This is a genomic window from Streptomyces sp. NPDC107581 (genome assembly GCF_055657175.1).
This window is the reverse complement of the sequence record NZ_JBVKBH010000002.1, coordinates 183,439-199,176: the sequence shown is the minus strand read 5'-3', so window position 1 is coordinate 199,176 and position 15,738 is coordinate 183,439. Positions and strand designations below refer to the sequence as shown.

13 protein-coding genes are annotated in these 15,738 nt (G+C 71.3%); 6 read left to right on the top strand and 7 right to left on the bottom strand.

Going from position 1 to position 15,738, the window contains the following annotated elements; all coding sequences use genetic code 11:
- Positions 1 to 311: 311 nt before the first annotated feature.
- Both ACZ7P3_RS04825 and ACZ7P3_RS04820 read right to left on the bottom strand, forming a co-directional pair.
- Positions 312 to 1,388: an alpha/beta fold hydrolase gene (locus tag ACZ7P3_RS04825; protein WP_472078981.1), complete on the bottom strand. Its 1,077-nt coding sequence runs from the start codon at positions 1,386 to 1,388 to the stop codon at positions 312 to 314.
- 393 nt (positions 1,389 to 1,781) lie between these two features.
- Complete coding sequence (locus ACZ7P3_RS04820; protein ID WP_472078980.1) at positions 1,782 to 2,075, bottom strand: hypothetical protein; 294 nt, start codon at positions 2,073 to 2,075, stop codon at positions 1,782 to 1,784.
- A 434-nt stretch (positions 2,076 to 2,509) separates the two neighbouring features.
- Between ACZ7P3_RS04820 and ACZ7P3_RS04815 the strand changes: the two genes are divergently transcribed.
- Positions 2,510 to 3,001, top strand: coding sequence for a DUF2975 domain-containing protein (locus ACZ7P3_RS04815; RefSeq protein ID WP_472078979.1), 492 nt, complete (start codon positions 2,510 to 2,512; stop codon positions 2,999 to 3,001).
- Entirely contained in the window at positions 3,001 to 3,222 is a 222-nt protein-coding gene (locus ACZ7P3_RS04810) for a helix-turn-helix domain-containing protein (protein ID WP_274247677.1), read from the top strand. The genes ACZ7P3_RS04815 and ACZ7P3_RS04810 overlap by 1 nt, the downstream gene beginning before the upstream one ends.
- 472 nt (positions 3,223 to 3,694) lie before the next feature.
- Here ACZ7P3_RS04810 and ACZ7P3_RS04805 read toward each other — a convergent pair whose 3' ends face one another.
- The 3 genes from ACZ7P3_RS04805 to ACZ7P3_RS04795 are packed head-to-tail and all read right to left on the bottom strand — an operon-like array spanning position 3,695 to position 6,364.
- Positions 3,695 to 4,897: a zinc-binding dehydrogenase gene (locus tag ACZ7P3_RS04805; protein WP_472078978.1), complete on the bottom strand. Its 1,203-nt coding sequence runs from the start codon at positions 4,895 to 4,897 to the stop codon at positions 3,695 to 3,697.
- Positions 4,894 to 5,604: a phosphonatase-like hydrolase gene (locus ACZ7P3_RS04800; protein WP_472078977.1), complete on the bottom strand. Its 711-nt coding sequence runs from the start codon at positions 5,602 to 5,604 to the stop codon at positions 4,894 to 4,896. The genes ACZ7P3_RS04805 and ACZ7P3_RS04800 overlap by 4 nt, the downstream gene beginning before the upstream one ends.
- Positions 5,605 to 5,620: 16 nt before the next feature.
- Positions 5,621 to 6,364, bottom strand: coding sequence for a GntR family transcriptional regulator (locus tag ACZ7P3_RS04795; protein WP_472078975.1), 744 nt, complete (start codon positions 6,362 to 6,364; stop codon positions 5,621 to 5,623).
- Between the two features lie 428 nt (positions 6,365 to 6,792).
- On the opposite strand from ACZ7P3_RS04795, the gene ACZ7P3_RS04790 reads away from it, so the two are divergent.
- The 3 genes from ACZ7P3_RS04790 (at position 6,793) to ACZ7P3_RS04780 (ending at position 10,671) form a co-directional block, all read left to right on the top strand.
- Positions 6,793 to 9,573, top strand: a complete 2,781-nt coding sequence (locus tag ACZ7P3_RS04790) for an MFS transporter (RefSeq protein WP_472078974.1) — start codon at positions 6,793 to 6,795, stop codon at positions 9,571 to 9,573.
- Between the two features lie 291 nt (positions 9,574 to 9,864).
- Positions 9,865 to 10,287: an aspartate 1-decarboxylase gene (panD, locus tag ACZ7P3_RS04785; protein ID WP_472078973.1), complete on the top strand. Its 423-nt coding sequence runs from the start codon at positions 9,865 to 9,867 to the stop codon at positions 10,285 to 10,287.
- Positions 10,288 to 10,326: 39 nt separating this feature from the next.
- Complete coding sequence (locus tag ACZ7P3_RS04780) at positions 10,327 to 10,671, top strand: GNAT family N-acetyltransferase (RefSeq protein ID WP_472078972.1); 345 nt, start codon at positions 10,327 to 10,329, stop codon at positions 10,669 to 10,671.
- Positions 10,672 to 11,496: 825 nt separating this feature from the next.
- Here ACZ7P3_RS04780 and gndA read toward each other — a convergent pair.
- Entirely contained in the window at positions 11,497 to 12,936 is a 1,440-nt protein-coding gene (gndA, locus tag ACZ7P3_RS04775) for an NADP-dependent phosphogluconate dehydrogenase (protein ID WP_472078971.1), read from the bottom strand.
- A gap of 282 nt (positions 12,937 to 13,218) precedes the next feature.
- Between gndA and ACZ7P3_RS04770 the strand changes: the two genes are divergently transcribed.
- Positions 13,219 to 14,415: a transglycosylase family protein gene (locus ACZ7P3_RS04770; protein WP_472078970.1), complete on the top strand. Its 1,197-nt coding sequence runs from the start codon at positions 13,219 to 13,221 to the stop codon at positions 14,413 to 14,415.
- Here the strand turns inward: ACZ7P3_RS04770 and ACZ7P3_RS04765 are convergent.
- Complete coding sequence (locus ACZ7P3_RS04765) at positions 14,405 to 15,568, bottom strand: DMT family transporter (protein WP_472078969.1); 1,164 nt, start codon at positions 15,566 to 15,568, stop codon at positions 14,405 to 14,407. The two genes, ACZ7P3_RS04770 and ACZ7P3_RS04765, sit on opposite strands and share 11 nt — an antisense overlap.
- Positions 15,569 to 15,738: the final 170 nt, after the last annotated feature.

Genomic DNA, 15,738 nt, shown 5'->3' with positions numbered 1-15,738 from the left:
CGCCAAGCCGACACGCCGTATGCAGGCCCAGTACCGACTCGACTTCGCCATGCCTTCAGCGTGCTCTGTCAGCAGCGGCGCCGGTGGAACACCGGAGCGCGGCGAGTGCATACATCGGTGCGACCGGGGCCGGTCTTGCGCCGCGTTGGCCGAAACGCGCCCAACCCCGCGCCCTCGCCCACCGTCGAACTTCGGACGGTGATGGCGGAGTTGCACTGTGTGCGGACGGATCGCATGCCTTACTCACGAGCCGGGCCGGCGACCGCGGCGACGGGCTGTGCGACGGCGTCTGATCCGGAGTACCGGTGCAGTCACCGAGATGCCGCGACCGAGGCCGCCGCGAGCCTGTCCACGGCCGTCGCGACCGCCTCGGGGCTGGAGATCAACGTCAGGTGCCGGGCGCCCGGAATGAGCGTCGCAGGCGGTGCACCGATGCGCCGGGCGGTCTCCTGTGGAGTCTGCTCGGAGAACACGTCGTCCTCGGCACCGAACACCACCGACTTGGGCAGGCGCACCCCGGCGAGCCGGGCCACCTGGTCCGCGGGCAGCCCCGGCACACCCGCCGCCAGCATGCTCCAGAGCGCGTTCTCCGCGCCCGGCACCCGCAGTGGGCGTCGCCACTGATCCAGACCGGCGGCATCCAGGCGCGGGCAGGCGGGCCCGCACTGTGCGTCGTACACGCTGCGGATCACCGCGTCGATGCCGAGTCCGAGCCGCAGCAGGCTGGTGCGGTACGGGTCGATCAGCACGTACTTGAAGGCCGGCGGCGGCCCGGCACCGGTGTCGAGGGCGTCGCCGTCGAGGAGCATCACGCCTCCCAGCCGGCCAGAAGCCCGCAACGCCGCCTCGGTGACCACGGCGGCTCCGCTGGAGTGCCCCACCAGCAACGGGCGTTCGCCCGGACCGCCGAGGTGCATGGCGTCGAGGAAGCCCAGGAGCTGCCGGGTGAAGTGGTCGACGGTGTACGGGCCGTGGCGCTCGCTGTATCCGTCGCCCGTCAGGTCGAGCGCGTACACCCGGTGATCGCGGGCGAGCAGCGGGGCGAGGCGCGACCAGGTGTCCACGGATTCGAAGGCACCGTGCACCAGCACGACCGGTGAGCCCGCCGTACCCCAGGTCTGGTAGCGGGTACGGATGTCGGCGGCCTGTACGTACCTGAGCCCCCGCGGCGGCGCGGCGCGCCCGGCCGTGACGCCGTTGTAGACGAACGAGGCCGCCGTGACGACCACCAGCAGGACGGCACAGCCCGGCGCGGCGCGCCGCAGCCACCGCCGCAGCCGGGAGCGGCGCGGCCGGTGCGCGCGCTCGGCGGGGACCGTCGGCGGGGCGGACGCCGGACGGGCGCCCCCGTCTCCGTCTCCGTCGCCGTCCCCGGGTCCGGCTCCCACTCGGTGAAGTTCAGCACTCACAGCCCACAGCATCGTCCATGGCACACCAGCGGTCATCCTGCGGAGGGAGCCCTCGTGACTACTCCGCCGGGTGTAGGGGAGCGCAGGGTCATCGGGAAACCACTCGTCGACTGGCCCCTTGATCGACAGCGCGTGCCCGGTTTCTCCCGGCCGGGACGAGCGGCGACGCGGGCAGCCCGGCGCGCGCACGCGCCGGGCTGCGGTTGGGCGATGAGTGCGGCTTCCCGGGTCCCGGGCAAGGCCGTTGAAGACTGCGTGTATGTGCCGGACTGCGTGGATTGCCTCTGGCTGCGGATCAGCGGCGGCTCACACCGGTGTGCCTTGTGTCGTACCAGGCGCCCTGACCCGCCGGGTTGTGGCCGAGCGTGTCGGTCAGCGGGTGACGACGTTGTGCGCCGGGATGATCTGCGGCTCGCCGTCGCCGTGGCCCAGATCGGCGAGGATCGGCTGGAGGATCTTCGAGAAGTTCTCCAGCGCTTCCTCGGACTCCCACACGTCGATGACCCGCCACCCGCCGTCTACGGGCCCGGCCGCGTGGGAGATCAGTCCGGGTGCGGGAACGTCGGCGAGCGAGGTGAACTCGCCGCCGTCGGTGAGGCGGTCGATGCAGGCGTCGTAGAGCTCCTGCCCGACGTCCGGGATGTCGATGGTGACGATGATGGCCATGCCGTCCCCCACTGCTCGCTCACTGTGCGCGGCGATCGCTCCGGTCGGCGCGATCCCCCTCATGCCTACCCGACCGGTGTCGGTGCGTCGACGCCTTGCGGGCGGCCCGGTGGCGCGAGGTGAGGTGCGCCGAGGGGGCCCGCGCCCCTGGCGAGCCGACTGCCACCCGGCGCGCGCCGCACGGCGGCCGTCGGAGGGTGCCCGCGCGGCCGGCCGCTGTCTTTGCGGCCGCGGCCCGCCGTCCGGCCGGTCGGCGTCTTGTGCAACGGACAGGCCAGTGGGCGGGGCGAGGGCGTCCCGCCACGGTGGGCAACCGCCGCAGCCCTGCGCTGCAGTCCTCCACCCCAGTCCTCCGCCGCAGTCCTCCGTCCCAGCCCTTGCCTGGGCTATCGAAATTCGATAGATTCCCATCGCGATTCGATGGAGGGTGGGTCATGGGAAATCTGGCAGTGCGCGCACTTCGCGCCGTGCTCGTGGTGGTGCTCGCCGGCACCGTGTTCGTACAGGCAGGGATGGTGTGGGTGTTGGTCACCGGGAGCGACCCGGAGGACGGGTCGGTCCCGCTGACCCCGCTGCGCGTGATCACGATCCTGGGCATGGTGTCGGGCCAGGTCGCCCTGGTCAGCGTATGGCGGCTGGTGACGATGGTGCGGCGCGGAACCGTGTTCTCCCACGCCGCCTTCCGGTACGTGGACGCCGTGATCGGCGCGATCGTGGCGGCTGCCCTCCTGTGGTTCGCGGTCACGGCCCTCAATGCGCCGGGCCAGCGGGCCGACCCGGGCGTCACGGTCATCATGGGCGGGGTCGGTCTGGCCATCCTGGGGGTCGCGCTCATCGTGTTCGTGCTGCGGATGCTGCTCGCACAGGCCGTCGCGCGCGACGTCGAAGCGGCTCAGATGCAGGCCGAGTTGGACGAGGTGATCTGATGCCGATCGTCGTCGACATCGACGTGATGCTGGCCAGGCGGAAGATGTCCGTGGGCGACCTCGCGGACCGCGTGGGGATCACGCCCGCCAACCTGGCGGTACTCAAGAACGGCCGCGCCAAGGCGGTGCGCTTCGCGACGCTCGCCGCGCTCTGCGAGGTACTCAAGTGCCAGCCGGGCGACCTGCTGCGCTGGGAGGCCGAGGAAGCCGCGGGCGGCTGACGTGCCCCGGAGCGGGCGTGAAGACGCCTGGCATCACCGGCCGGACACGGCACGTCGACCGCATGGACGTGGATCGCCGATCGCCCGCGGCACCGTCCCGACCTCGTTGGGCAGATTCCGGTCGACACCGCACGGCACCGCGCCGCTCCTTCGTCCCGGCGGCAGCCGCCTCATCGAACCCGGTTGCCATGGGCACCCCGTGACCGCGCACCCCGTGAGGGCGCACATGCCTCGACCATCCGCTCCCGGCACGGGCCGTCGCCGGGCACCTCGGTCGCCCCACCGAGCGGTCCCATCGGGCAGCAGGGAATCCCCAGGTCCCGGACCTGGGGATTCCCGCTGGGCGGACGGTGAGCAAGCAGCCCACGGCCAGGGTCGTCCCGAAGGTCTCGCCGACGGTGGTGCAGAGGGGTACCGGCATCTGCTCCACACGGTGCGACGGCCGGTGGTTCCCGGCGGGAGCCGTCAGCGCTCAGCGCGAGGCGATCGCATACCGCGGCTTCGTGCCGGGAGGGGCGATCAGCAGGCTGCCGATGTCCTCGAGCGGTACGGGTTCGGCCACGAGGTCCTGCCAGGGGAACCGATCGCGGGTCTCTTCCAGGAAACTCAGCGCCTCGGTCAGATGCCGAGGCTCGTAGTTGTGCACACCGGCGACGGTCAGATGGCGACGCACCACGGACTCCGGCTCGACGGCCACGGGGGCGCCGGGCAGCACGGCTCCGGCGAGGACGGCGACACCCTGGACGTCGAGTGTGCGCAGCCCCTCCTCCAGCGCCGCGGACGAGCCGGAGAACTCGAGCAGGACGTCGTAGGGCCCTGAGTCGGGCATCGTGGGCCGGACGTCGGTGGCGCCGAACCGACGTGCCAGCTCTCGTCTTTCGGCGGCCGGGTCGACGGCGGTCACCGACGATGCTCCCGCTGCGGCGGCGGCCGCGACGGCAGTGAGGCCGAGCATGCCGGCCCCCACGACCACGACCCGCCGGTCCGCCATCCGCGGCGCGCGTTCGGTCACGGCCATGACGGTCGCCGTGGCGCAGGCGGCGGGTGCGGCGAGGACGTCCGGCAGGGTGTCCGCGACGATGGCGATCGGCATTCCGCGGGGGAGCAGCACGTGCTGGGCGTAGCCGCCGGAGAGTTGCCAGTCGGAGTTCCATGCCTCGTGACCGGCCTTGCGCACGGTGCGGCATTTGGCGGTGACGCCGGCGAGGCAGCGGTCGCAGGTGCCGCACGGCAGCGTCACCGACCAGATCACGCGCTGGCCGACCCGGAGTTCACGTCCGTCCACCGCGTGCGCCGCGCCCGCACCGAACGCGACGATCTCGCCGACGGTCTCGTGGCCGAGGATCGACGGGCACGGCTGGACACGTCGTCCGCTCACCGTGTGCCGGTCGCTGCCGCAGACGGTGGCGAGGCGGACCCGTACGAGGACGTCCCCCGGCTCGAGCGGTGGGACGGGTACCGACTCCAGGGCGATGTCGTCCCCGCCGTGCCAGACGGCCGCGAGGGTGTGCCCGACCGGGTCGACGGTCCGCCCGGGTTGTTCGGTCCGCTCGGTCCCCTCGGCCTGTTCGGTCCGCCCGGGTTGTTCGGTCCCCTCGGCCTGTTCGGTCCGCCCGGGTTGTTCGGTCCCCTCGGCCTGCTCGGTCCCCTCGGCCTGCTCGGTCTGGTGCGTCATGCGGCGCTCATCTCCGCGCCACGCAGCCCGAGCAGCGCGGGAATGGCGGCCACGGACGGCAGCAGATGGGTGTGCAGGTGCCCGCCGAGCTCTGCCGCGTCACTGGCCCCGGACAGCACGCCGACGACGAACGCGGCCCCGGAGTTGGTGCCGGCTTCGAGGTCGCGCGGGGTGTCGCCCGCGACCAGCACGCGGCGTACGTCGGTGACGCCCAGCCGCTGCATGGCGGTGAAGATCATGAAGGGGGCAGGGCGTCCCTCGGGTACGTCGCTGCCGCAGACGACGGTGTCCGCGACCGCATCGCCCTGCCAGCCGAGCGCGGACAGCAACGAGTCGACGATGTCACGGTCGAAGCCGGTGTTGAGCGCGACCTTGATACCGGCGGCCCGCAGGTCGGCGAGGGCCTCGGGAATTCCGGGCAGCGGCCGCGGGGGGTGTGCGGCGTAGGCGGCAGCGAGCCGGGCCCGGAAGTCGGCGACGATCGGGGTGAGCACCTCGTCGCTGAGCGGAGTGCCGCCGCTCGGGGTGAGCAGTGCGCGGAGTGCCTCGTGCTTGGCGGAGCCGTGCCACCGGGCGATGTCGGCGGCAGAAGGCCTCCCGCCGTGGGCGATCACCGTCTCTTCGAGGACGCGGTAGACCTGCAGGCCCTCGTCGATGGTGGTGCCGGCCATGTCGAGCACGACGAGTTCGGGCGGGGATGTGATCATGCGTGGAACTCCGGTCTCAGGGTTTCGCGTTGCGCATCAGAGCAGTGCGCACGTCAAGGGTGTTCTCCAGGGAGAAACTGACCATCCCGGGCAGATACCGGTCGTCGTGGTACTCGACGACCTCACCGTCCGCGGTTCGCGCCGTCCGTTGCTGTCTGAGCAGCGGTGAGCCCTCGGTGACTTCGAGATGCTCGGCGTCGAGCGCGTCGGCGGCGACCGCGTCGATGATGTGCGAGGCGGTGGAGAAGCCCACCCCTCGCGACTGCAGGTACGCCCAGACCGATCCCGAGTCGCAGTCGAAGTCGAACAGGAGGCGGCCGACATGCTCGACGAACGTCGCGCGCTCCAGCATCGAGCGCTCACCGTCGAGGTACCGCAGCCGCAGGACCTGCACGACGCGCGCCCCCTCGTCGATGCCCAGCTTCGACGCGACGAGCGGGTCGGCCGGGCGCAGTGCCAGCTCCAGTGTCCGCTGCCCGGCTGAACGTCCGATCGCCTGAGCCCAGGCGGAGTAGGACAGCAGCGTGTCGAAGGGCTGCGGGATCGAGGTGGTACACACCACCGGCGGCTTGCCCGAGCTACCTGTAATGACACCTTCGGCGCGCAGTGTCGCAAGTGCTTGACGTACCGGGCCGCGGGAGGACTTCCACCGCTCGCAGAGCTGGGATTCCGACGGCAGAGTGGATCCGATGGTGAGGTCACCGACGCGGATCTGCTCGCGGATGCTCTCGGCGATGGCTTCATGCAAGGCCATGGACATGAGGCTGACTATACAGGTCTCGGCCCGGGTCGTCGTCACCCCCTCAAAAAGCCTGGCCGACGAGGGTGGATGGCCGTCGCAACAGGGCGGAGTGCGGCAACGGCCGGGCCCCGGTGAACGGAGAGCGAACTCTGCACGAAGCCGCACGCAGGCTGTTGACGAGGGCTGGCCGCCGCTTGACGATACCTGTCATGACAGGTCGGTCGGGCGCTGTGCCGGACGCGGTTGTGTCCGGTGCGAGGCCTGCGCTGCACGCGTAGTTCCGCGCGGTGCGGACCGCGGGCGGGACCGGCATCGGCCCACAGGACAGGAACGCGGCCTTCGCGGTGGGCGCTCGTGTCCGGGCCGCCTTCGACCGCTCCCGACGAGCCGTGCCGGCTCGCCCTTCACCCTGTTCGTCCTTCCCCCAGTTCGAGGAAAGCACCCTCGTGACCACCATCGATGTCAACAACCGCAGCTACCGCGTCCCGACGGTCCCCGTCGTGGCGATCACCGTCGACGGCGGTGATCCCGCGTACTTCACCGACGCGCTCGACCGCGACCTCATGCCGAACCTCGCCGCCGTCCTGCGCTCGGGAGGTGAGTTCCGGATCGGGGCGTCGGAGATGCCCAGCCTGACGAACCCGAACAACGTCTCGATCGTGACCGGTGTCTCTCCTGCGATCCACGGCATTCCGGGAAACTACTGCCGTCTGGACGACGGGCGGCTCGAACTGCTCGATCACGCCGGCTTCCTCCGGGCACCGAGCATCCACGCGGCCTTCCAGGAGGCCGGCGTGCCCACGCTCATGGTGACCACGAAGGACAAGCTCCGCCTGTTGCTCGGGAACGGCGGCGTACCGAGTGTCAGCGTGGAGAAGGCGCCTGGCGCCGGTCTTCCCGAGTACGGCATCGACGACCTCGAATCTCTCGTCGGAGAACCGGCACCCGGCATCTACGATCCGCACGCCAGTCACTACGCGATGCGCCTGGCACTGGCCACGTACCGGGCCGATCGGAACATCCGCCTCGTCTACGTCTCCCTGACCGACTTCGTCCAGCACTCGGCGCCTCCCGGCGATGACATGGCCGACGACTTCTTCGTCCGGTTCGACGCCCTCCTCGGCGAGTTCGCCGACGAGGGCTTCGTCATCGGAATCACCGCCGACCACGGCATGAACGGAAAGCACTCCACCGACGGGGCGCCGAAGGTGCACTACCTCGGCGACGTCCTCCGTGACGCCGGCGTACCCGTCGACGCCGTCGTCCTCCCCATCACCGACCCCTATACGAGGCACCACGGTGCTCTCGGCTCATTCGCCTGGCTGTACCTCCCGGAGGAGCATCGGGCGGCGGCTCACCGCGCCCTGCGCCGACTCGACGGGGTCGAGGAGGTCTGGGACCGTGCGGACGCCGTCACGATCTTCGAGCATCCCGCGGACCGCATCGGTGACCTCGCCGTGACGGCAGCCGCCGACACCGTGCTCGGCACCCACGCCACCGAGCACGATCTCACCGGCCTGCACGGCGCACTCCGCTCGCACGGCGGCCGGCACGAGCAGCCGGTCCCGCTCATCACCAACCGCCCCGTGACCGGACCGCTCGCCGCCCGCTATCACGCCGGAACCCTGCGCAACCGCGATCTTCACGATCTCCTCCTCAACAACCTGGCTGTCCAGCCACCGCTCCGCCCCTGGCCCCTGCAGTCCACGCACCCGCGGGCCCCGGATCCCTCTCACCGACCTTTCCCCCGCCGACGCGGCCCCGCTCGTCGGCACTACCAGTTCGGAGGCCGACGGGTGACCGTCAAGCCCGCGCACGCACCAGTCACGAAATCCCTCGACGAGGCGGAACTCGGCGTTTTCCATCTCAAGGCGGCCGTGACCGCGGGAGCCGGATTCTTCACCGACTCCTACGACCTCAATGTCATCGGGACGGTGACGCTCCTGATCACACCGCAGTTCCACCTCGGCAGCGGCCAGGTCGCCATGCTGACGAGTTCGACCCTTCTGGCAGTCGCCCTGGGTGCCATGGCGTTCGGACGCCTCGGCGACCTCCTCGGCCGCCGTCGCGTCTACGGCCTCGAAGCGATACTGATGATCATCGGCGCCCTCGTCTCGGCACTCGCGCCGAACTTCGCCGTACTCCTCGTCGGCCGGCTCATCCTCGGCATCGGCATCGGCGGCGACTACCCGGCCAGCGGCGTCATCATGACCGAATACGCCAACACCCGAAACCGCGGCAAGCTCGTCGGATTCACGTTCATCTTCTATGTCTTCGGGCAGGTTTCGGCCTACCTCGTCAGCCTTCTGGTGCTGGCGGTCGGGGTCCCCGACCACATCGCCTGGCGCCTGATCCTCGGCGTCGGTGTCCTCCCCTCGCTCCTGGTGCTCCACCAGCGCCGCCACATGCCGGAATCCCCGCGCTGGACGGCCCACAGCGGCGATCCCGAGCAAGCGGCCAAGGACTTCGAGTCCTTCGCGCGGCGGCCGGTCACCGCAGTCGCGGCACCGGATCCGGTACGGAAGGCCCGCGGGTCGAGCGCGACTCTGGCGAAGCGGAAGGTCCTGGTCGCCCTCGCCGGCACCGCCGGCAGTTGGTTCTTCTACAACGTCGCGGTCTACGGCATCAACGTCAGCCAGCCGCTGCTCATCAAGAACATCGTGCCGAACGCCTCCACCGTGTCGAACATCGCCCTGAACGCCGTGCTCGTCGTCTGCTTCAGCCTCGTCGGAGGCATCCTCGGTGTGGTCGCCCTCGACAGGCTGCGGCGACGGACCCAGCAGGCGGTCGGTTTCGGGCTGTGCGGTCTGGCGATGCTGCTGATCACGATCGTTCCCGGCCTCAGCGCGACCGTCGTCCCGTTCGCCGTCACCTTCGGGATGTCCTTGTTCGGGAGCATGTTCGGACCGAGCTACACGACCATGCTGCTGGCGGCGGAGTCCTACCCGACCCCGGTCCGCAGCACGTTCCACGGCCTCTCCTCCGGGATCGCGAAGGTCGGCGCGTTCACCGGAGCGCTCGTCGTGCCCCTCATCCTGGCCGGCCCGGGTCTCCGGATCGTGACGCTGATCGCCGCCTGCTGCTTCCTGGCCGGCATCGCGACCACCTTCCTGGTACGTGAGCCCAGCGGACTCGCCCTCGACGACGTCAGTCAGGACCTCGCCGCCGAGCCGCCGTCAACGCCCGCACCCGCGCCGATGCCGGCGGCGGCAGACACCCGGGCGTGATCGTCCGCCGATGGTGCGGCGGGCCTGGCTGTGGTGATCGTCACGGGGCCCCTCGGGGACCGTTGCGTACGCTGTCCTCGGTCGTACGGAGGGGCGGCCCGGACGGAGTGACATCGGCTCCGAGCGGCCCTGACGAGCGCCTGACACCCCATGGGAACAGTTGGCGTTCGGTCAGCATCAGTCCTGAAAACCGAGGAAGAGCTGCCTGGACATGCGACAGGCTGTAGGGTGCGGAAACAGCCCTTGACCTGCAAAAACGCGGGCAGGGAGCCTACCTGCAGGAGTGCATCGATGTTGCGTACCATGTTCAAGTCCAAGATCCACCGTGCCACCGTCACCCAGGCCGACCTGCACTATGTGGGATCGGTGACCATCGACGCCGACCTTCTGGACGCCGCCGACCTGCTGCCCGGCGAACTTGTGCACATCGTGGACATCACCAACGGCGCCCGTCTGGAGACGTACGTCATCGAAGGCGAACGCGGGAGCGGCGTCGTCGGGATCAACGGTGCGGCCGCCCACCTCGTGCATCCCGGAGACCTGGTGATCATCATCAGCTACGCTCAGGTCACCGACGCCGAGGCAAGGGAACTGAAGCCGCGGATCGTGCACGTGGACGCCGCCAACAAGATCGTCTCCCTCGGCGCCGACCCGTCCGAACCGGTGCCCGGCACCGACCAGCAGCGCAGCCCGCAGGCGGCCGTTCCGGCCTGACCGGCGGAGCGCGGGGCCAGACCAGGAGCGTGCGTGCCCATGAGCGAGATCGAGATCCGCGACGACCGGGCGGCGGGCCGCCTGGAGGCCGTCGACGAGGGTGAAGTCGTCGGCCGTATCGAGTACTTCGTCCTGGAGTCACCCGCGCGCGCCCTGGTCCCGGTCCACACGATCGTCGAGCCCGCCCACGAGGGCCGGGGCATCGCCGGTTCCCTGGCCCGCGAGCTGTACGCCCTCGCCGAGCGCGAGGGCGTACCGGTCGCACCGCTGTGCCCGTACGTCGTCAAGTGGGCCGACCGCCACCCCGAGGTCGCCCCGCCGGCCGCCCCGGAGCAGCTCGCAGCCGCGAAGGACTGGCTGCGAGCCCACCCCGACCGCTTCTGACGAGCCCACCCCGGCCTTTTCCGACGCGCCCACTCCGGCCGCTTCTGACGAGCCCACCCCGGCCTTTTGCGACGCGCCCACTCCGGCCGCTTCTGACGAGCTCACCCCGGCCTTTTCCGACGCGCCCACCCCGGCCGCTGTCGCAGCCCCGGCCGTCAAGGCGCCCAGACCGTCGCGGGGCCGTTGATGCCGACCGGTGAGTGGGAGCGTGCCGCCGTCGGGTGAGTGGGTGCGCGGAGGCCGGGTAGGCGGGGGAGTAGTCCAGAGGCGACGTCCAGCGACTGCCCGGAGGACACCCATGACGCACCCGCATCCCGACCCCGTTCCACCGGGGCCGCCCCCGGACCCCACCCCACCGGATCCCTACCCCACCCCGGTCCCGCCCCCCGAACCGGGCCCGACCCCGGAACCGCCACTGCCACCACCTCCGGCACCCCCGGCTCCGGGCCCGCCGGAGCCCTCACCGTCCCCCATCCCGCCGGGCCCGGAACCGGTACCACCCTCGGAACCCGGCCCACCCCTCACCTGAAAACACCACCCCAAAGGGGCCACACAAAGCACCGCGCGGGCTCCAGCCCCCCGAAAGGGGCGCGGGGAACTGCGCGACCGGCCACGCCGAGCCGGTACCCGCGTCACGACAGTTCTCCCCACCCACTGGGCGAACAGAGGCACTGGGCGTACAGAGGCACCGCGCAGGCTCAAGCCTCCGAAGGGGGCGCGGGGAACTGCGCGACCAGCCGCGACGAGCCGGCAGCCGCGTCACGACAGCACCCCTCACCCCATCAGGCGCACAAAGCACGCACGCATGCGCGTACGCACGCCCCCCTACGCAGAAACCTCACTCCGGTCCCCACCCCACAGCGTGTGGAACGCTCCGTCCCGGTCCACCCTCCGATACGTGTGCGCCCCGAAGAAGTCCCGCTGCCCCTGCGTGAGCGCCGCAGGCAACCGCTCCGCCCGCAACGCGTCGTAGTACGCCAGCGCCGCCGCGAAGCCCGGCGTCGGCACCCCCTGCCGCGTCGCGGCGACCAGCACCTCGCGCCAGTCGTCCTGCGCCGCCGCGATCTCCCGCGCGAACGTCTCGTCCGACAGCAGGCTCGGCAGGTCGGCACGGGCGTCGTACGCGGCGCGGATGCGGTCCAGGAAGGCCGCCCGGATGATGCATCCCCCGCGCCAGATCGAGGAGACGGCACCGAGGTCGATGTCCCAGTCGTACTCCTCGCTGCCCGCCGCGATCTCGTGGAAGCCCTGTGTGTACGACACGATCTTCGAGGCGTACAGCGCCTGCTCCACCCGGTCGGCGAACGCGGCCGCCTCCGACTCGCCCAGCGCCGTCGGCTTCGGCCCGGCCAGGTCCCGCGAAGCGGCCCGCAGCGCCGCGTGCCCGGACAGCGACCGGGCGAAGACGGCCTCGGCGATGCCCGACACCGGCACCCCCAGGTCCAGCGCGATCTGCACCGTCCAGCGGCCGGTGCCCTTCTGCTCGGCCTGGTCGACCACCACGTCCACGAAGGGCTTGCCGGTCGCCGCGTCCACGTGGGACAGCACCTCGGCGGTGATCTCGATCAGGTAGGAGTCCAGACGGCCGGTGTTCCAGGTGCGGAAGATGTCCGCGATCTGCGCGGGGGAGTACCCGGCGACGTCCCGCAGCAGCTGGTACGCCTCGCCGATCAGCTGCATGTCGGCGTACTCGATGCCGTTGTGCACCATCTTCACGAAGTGACCGGCGCCGTCGGGGCCCACGTGCGTCACGCACGGAGCACCGTCGGCCGCCTTGGCGGAGATCTTCTCCAGCATCGGGCCCAGGGACTGGTAGGACTCCTTCGAACCGCCGGGCATGATGCTGGGCCCGTGCAGTGCGCCCTCCTCGCCGCCGGAGATTCCCGCGCCGACGAAGTGGATGCCGTGCTCGCGCAGTTCCCGCTCCCGGCGCCGGGTGTCCGCGAAGTGCGCGTTGCCTCCGTCGATGATCATGTCGCCGGGCTCCAGCAGCGGGGCGAACTCCTGGATCACCGCGTCCGTCGGCTCACCGGCCTTGACCATGATGACCAGCCGGCGCGGGCGCTCCAGGGCCGCCACGAACTCCTTGGCGGTCTCGGCCGCGATGAAGTCCCCCTCGCTCCCGAACTCCGACACCAGCGCCTGCGTCCGCGACACCGTACGGTTGTGCACGGCGACCGTGTAGCCGTTGCGCGCGAAGTTCCGGGCGAGGTTGCGGCCCATGACCGCGAGCCCCGTGACGCCGATCTGCGCTGAAGTGCTCATACCGCCTGCTCCCTAGCTGCCTCGTGACTACGGCTCCGTCAGTACGGGCCCTCGCCCATCCTGACGTGCCGCTAGGGCGAGCGCACATCCGACCCGCCACGATTGATTACGCACGGAAGGCGCCGGTGCCTCAGTGCGCCCCGGCGCACACCGCCCTTCCCGCCAAGGAAGGCCCGTTCTCGGCCACTTGGGTGGCACAGGAGGCCGATTTGCTGTCTTGTCATGGCCTGTTCGCGGCGCATACTTTTGCGGCTCCTGACGCATGTCGAGGGGATTTCGGACATGGCCGTACGCGGCCGGCATCGCCGGTACCAGCCGAACAGGATCAACCGCGCCTCACTCACCGTCACGGCGGGCGGTGCCGGCCTCGCGATCCCGCTGGTCGTCGCCGGTACCGCCGACGCGGCCGACGCCTCCACCTGGAACAAGGTCGCGGCGTGCGAGTCCAGCGGCAACTGGAGCATCAACACCGGCAACGGCTACTACGGCGGGCTGCAGTTCACCCAGTCCACCTGGGAGGCCTACGGCGGCAGCCGGTACGCGCCGCGCGCCGACCTCGCTTCCAGGGACCAGCAGATGGCCGTCGCCGAGAAGGTCCTCGACGGGCAGGGACCCGGCGCCTGGCCGGTGTGCTCGGTACGCGCCGGGCTGACCCGGGGCGGCGGCGCGCCGGACGTCCACACCGACAGCACCGCGGCCCGCCCGGCCACCGCTTCCGTGCGGGACGTGCAGCCGCAGACGACCCCGCAGTCCCGCGCGGGCAGGGCCGAGATGTACACGGTCGTGCACGGTGACACGCTCTCCGGCATCGCCGGTGAACACCGCGTCCCGGGCGGCTGGCGGCGGCTGTACGCGGGCAACCGCACCACGATCGGCTCCGACCCCGACGTGATACTGCCGGGCCAGCGGCTCAGCCTGCGCGCGCCCGCCTCCCCGGCGCCCGACACGCACACCGGGCACACCGGGCACGGCGACACCAGGACCAAGCCGCCGAAACCGAAGCGGAAGGCCCCGGCGCAGAAGAAGGCGCCGCCGCAGAGGAAGACCTCCACGCACCACACGTCCACCGGCGCCCACACGCTCGTCGCCCCGGTGACCGCCGCCATCGGCACCGGCTACCACGTGGCCGGGTCGCACTGGTCGAAGGGCTACCACACCGGGGTCGACTTCCTCGTGCCGACCGGCACCTCCGTCAAGGCGGCGGCGGCCGGGCAGGTGGTGGCCGCGGGCTGGGGCGGCTCCTACGGCTACCAGGTGGAGATCCGGCACGCCGACGGCCGCTACACCCAGTACGGGCACCTGTCGGCCATCTCCGTGCGCGTCGGGCAGAGCGTGAGCACGGGCCAGCGCATCGGCCGGTCCGGTGCCACCGGAAACGTCACGGGCCCGCATCTGCACTTCGAGGTGCGGACGGGGCCCGGCTTCGGTTCGGACATCGACCCGCTCGCCTATCTGCGGGCCGGTGGCGTCAGGATCTGACCTGCGCGTGCTGCCGGTCCGGGACCGGCAGCACCACATGGAAAGTCGCGGACAGCGGGAGGCACGACATCGGGAAGGTGTAGACGGCGGCCGGTGTGCCGCCGTCGGCCTCCGTCTCCGTTCCGCCGTTGCCGTCGGGGGCCGGGACGAACGAGTCCTCCAGGGCGCCCTCCCGCACGGGCACGCCCGGGGCCGCCTCGCCCTCCTCGGCCGGCTCCGGTTCCGCCGCCGCACGCTGGTGGGGCAGGGCCACGGCCACGTCGTCCGCGCCGCCGGGACCGGTCTCGGGCGCCACCGGCACCACCACGGGCTCCGCGGCCGCCGTGTGCTCCAGCCGCTCCGTCGTCAGCAGGATCAGGCCGCCGCCCGCCACCACGCCGCAGCCCAGCGCGAGCACGGTCCCCGTGCTGCCGTAGCTGAACGTCTCGCCGAACATCAGGATGCCGACCGCCGCGGCCAGCACCGGGTTGACCACGGTCAGCGTGGCCAGCGGGGCGGCGAGGCCACCGCCCCGGTAGGAAGCCTGGGAGAGCAGCACGCCGGCGGCCGCGAACACACCGATGACCGCGAGGGAGGGCAGCTCGCCCAGGCTGATGCCGTTGTGCCAGTCGACCGCGACGGTCTTGGTGAACACCGACGACATGCCGAACGCTATGCCGGAGCCGGTGGCGAGCAGCACGCTGCGCACGGCCGGGTGCCGGTGCGCGGCCCGGCCCGCGATCATCAGCGCCACGACCGCCGCGCCGGTGACCAGCGCGACGGCGACCCGCTGGGCCGCGTCGAGGGAGTGCGTGTCGGACGAGCCGACCACGGACAGCAGCCCTGCGAGGCCGACCGTGGCCATGATCGCGCCCCGCCAGGCGGTCGCTCCGGCCTTGCGGCCGACGAACAGTGCCGCCATCGGCAGGGCGAAGACGATGGTGAGCGCACCCAGCGGCTGCACCAGGCTGAGCGGGCCGTAGGCCAGCGCCACGACGTGCAGCACGCCGCCGAGTCCGTTCAGCGCCAGCCCCGCCCACCAGCCGGTCCGGCGCAGCGGCATGTACGACTCGTCGGGGCAGGACACCGCGACCTGCTCCTGCACGATCGCCCCGCCCGCGTACGCGACGGCGGAGACGAACGACAGCAGCACGGACAACGCGAGGGCGCTCATCGGCAATTCCTCTGCGTGCGGCGGGACCCGCGGGTCCCGTGCGGCGAACGGTCGGCGTTCATGGCGAACACTCTGCCCGTCCGGGGTCTTCCCGTCGTCGTCCCTGAGCACGCAATGAGTCCTACTACCGATGGAGTACACCACCCGCACGATCATCCCCAAGGGGGGCG